1 protein-coding gene and 4 pseudogenes are annotated in these 2,623 nt (G+C 69.0%); 1 reads left to right on the top strand and 4 read right to left on the bottom strand.

What is annotated here, in order from left to right:
* A pseudogene (locus KZA10_RS12035) lies at positions 1-160 on the top strand (GTP-binding protein); the annotation flags it as partial.
* On the opposite strand, the pseudogene KZA10_RS12030 reads toward KZA10_RS12035, so the two are convergent.
* From KZA10_RS12030 to KZA10_RS12015, 4 genes and pseudogenes are all read right to left on the bottom strand, one after another.
* A pseudogene (locus KZA10_RS12030) lies at positions 128-586 on the bottom strand (YigZ family protein); the annotation flags it as partial. The pseudogenes KZA10_RS12035 and KZA10_RS12030 sit on opposite strands and share 33 nt — an antisense overlap.
* 30 nt (positions 587-616) lie before the next feature.
* On the bottom strand, positions 617-1,603 hold the full coding sequence (locus KZA10_RS12025; RefSeq protein WP_218682992.1) for an aldo/keto reductase: 987 nt from the start codon (positions 1,601-1,603) through the stop codon (positions 617-619).
* Positions 1,604-1,621: 18 nt separating this feature from the next.
* Positions 1,622-2,386, bottom strand: a pseudogene (locus KZA10_RS12020) (imelysin family protein); the annotation flags it as partial.
* Positions 2,383-2,623, bottom strand: a pseudogene (locus tag KZA10_RS12015) (high-affinity Fe2+/Pb2+ permease); the annotation flags it as partial. The pseudogenes KZA10_RS12020 and KZA10_RS12015, both read right to left, overlap by 4 nt.

The following is a 2,623-nucleotide window of genomic DNA, read 5'->3' as shown; positions in this document are numbered from 1 at the left end:
CTCGACCACCGACTGGATGGAGCAGGAGAAGGAGCGCGGCATCACGATCACGTCTGCCGCCGTGACCTGCTACTGGAACAAGAACCAGATCAACATCATCGACACCCCCGGCCACGTGGACTTCACGATAGCGGCCGGCGTCTGCGTGCGGCACCTCGAGTGTCACCTGCCGGAGGGCTGCCCGCTGCACGAGGGACGCCAGATCGAGTGCCTCAGACACTGCGGAGGAGTAGGCGCGCACGAGCCCTCCCGCCCCGAGCTTCACACCGCCGAAGTAGCGGGTCACTACCGCGACCACATCGGTCAGCTCGCGCCGGCGCAGCACCTCGAGCATCGGGATCCCCGCGGTGCCGGAGGGCTCGCCGTCATCCGAGGACCGCGCCTGATCGCCGAGCAGACCCGTCACCATCGCGGTGCAGTTGTGGGTGGCGTCCCAGGCCCTCTTCCGGATGGCGGCGATCACGGTGTCGGCCTGCTCGACCGAGGAGACGGGCTCGATGCGGGTGAGGAAGCGCGACTTGCGGATGACGGTCTCGTGCTCGACAGCGGACGCGATGGTCGCGGGATAGCTGCGGGCGGAGATCACCCGCCTCACGATACCGAGGCCGCGGAGGACTCAACGGTCGACGAACGCCATCTGCTGCGGGTTGTAGCGGTCGCCGCTCACCCCGACGCGTGTGGCGAGGGTCGAGAGGTCGGCGACCTCGTCGGCCGACAGGGCGACCGCCGTGCTTCCGGCGTTCTCGGCGATGCGCACGGTGCGTCGAGTGCCGGGGATCGGCACGATCCACGGCTGCTGTGCGAGCAGCCACGCCAGAGCGATCTGACCGGGGGTGGCCCCCTTCGCCGTGGCCAGCTCTGCCACGTGCGCCACGAGCGCGTGGTTCGCCGCCCGGTTCTCGGCCGTGAACCGCGGGATCGTGGCGCGGATGTCGCCGGCTGCGAAGTCGGCTGCCGTGTCGACCGTCCCGGTCAGGAACCCCTTGCCGAGCGGACTGAAGGGCACGAATCCGATGCCCAGCTCCGCGAGCACCGGCAGGATCTCGGATTCGGGATCGCGGGTCCACAGCGAGTACTCGCTCTGCAGCGCGGTGACCGGGTGCACGGCATGTGCGCGGCGGATCGTGTCCGCCGAGGCCTCGGAGAGCCCGAAGTGGCGCACCTTCCCTTCGGCGATGAGCTCGCCGACGGTCCCGGCGACGTCTTCGATCGGCACGTCGGGGTCGACGCGGTGCTGGTAGAAGAGGTCGATCACGTCGGTGCGCAGACTCCGCAGCGACGCCTCGGCCACTCGCCGGATCTGCTCGGGCCGACTGTCGAGCCCCACGCTCCTGCCGTTCTGGATGTCCCAGCCGAACTTCGTCGCGAGCACGACGCGATCGCGGATCGGCTCGAGCGCCTCGCCGACGAGTTCCTCGTTCACATACGGGCCGTAGACCTCGGCCGTGTCGAAGAAGTCGACGCCGTGCTCGATCGCCGATCGCAGCACCCCGATCATTTCGTCGCGGCTTCCGGGGTTGGGCCCGTAGCTCTGCGACATGCCCATGCAGCCGAGTCCGACCGCAGAGACCTGGAGGCCCTGTCCGAGAGTGCGCGTGTGCATGGGATGTCCTTTCGTCGTGGCCGGCGTCGACGGCGCCCAGTCCTGCCATGCCGGGGTCTCGCCGTCGGCGTTCAGCGCATCCTGTGCCGGGACCCACAGGTCCTTCTCGATGCGGTGGAAGCCCGTCCAGTCCAGCCCCTCGGCCACCGCGTCGACCTCGCGGTAGTCGATGCGCGGGTCGAGGTCGCCCAGCGCCTCGGCCACGGGCTCGATGCGCTCGTAGAACGCGCGGGTCTGCGGGAAGAGCGTGCGCGCGGTCTCGTCGTCACCGGACTCGTAGGCGGCCACGAAGTCCTCGACGGCCGGGACGAGCTGACCCACCTGGTCCTTCACGAACGCCGCGTAGAGATCGACGGCCTTCTGCTTCTGCTCGGCATCAGGGCCGTCCACCGCGACGCGGTCTCCGGTGACGGTGAACGCCGTCTTGCCCACGCCGTCGCCGATCATGCCCGGCTTGCAGAGGGTGAAGTAGTCTCCCGGCTGCGCGACGACCGTGAGCGTGCGCGATGCCGCGGGGGCGATGTTCTCGACCTCTCCGACGATACGCAGCCCGTCCTCGGCCAGCAGGTAGAACTCCGAGACCTGATCGGTGTCGTTCTTGACGTTGAAGGTCAGCGTCCCGCTCTTCGCCGTCGCCGCGGACACGGCGCAGTCGGTGGCGGTCGACGAGACGTCGAAGGCCGCGGTGGCCTGCGCGTCACTCTTCGCGACGCAGCCGCTCAGGACGAGGACGGCTGCTCCCGTGGCGGCGAGCACCCCCAGGATCCGGTGCGAGGTGGTCATGCTGCTCCTTGTTGTGAGAGAGAGGGGGATTCGGATGAGGGTTCGGTCGAGCCGCGCGGCTTCGACGGACGCATCGAGCGGAGACCGCGGATGTAGAGCCATCCGACGATCGAGATGTAGAGCACCCATCCGATGACCTGAAGCCACGTCATCGCGGGCATGAAGCCGACGGTCGCCTGCAGGATCGAGGCGAGCGGCCCACCGGGGGCGATCGTCGCCGAGACGTCGAACGCCCAC

The sequence above is a fragment of the Microbacterium sp. BF1 genome (assembly GCF_019279095.1).
Classification (GTDB): Bacteria; Actinomycetota; Actinomycetes; order Actinomycetales; family Microbacteriaceae; genus Microbacterium; species Microbacterium maritypicum.
Note: the sequence above shows the minus strand (reverse complement) of the source record. Positions and strands in the feature narration are given on the sequence as shown.

What these genes read in the sequence shown, in the direction of transcription:
- KZA10_RS12025 (WP_218682992.1), bottom strand. Translation starts at nt 1,603, where the DNA reads ATGCACACGCGCACTCTCGGACAGGGCCTCCAGGTCTCTGCGGTCGGA.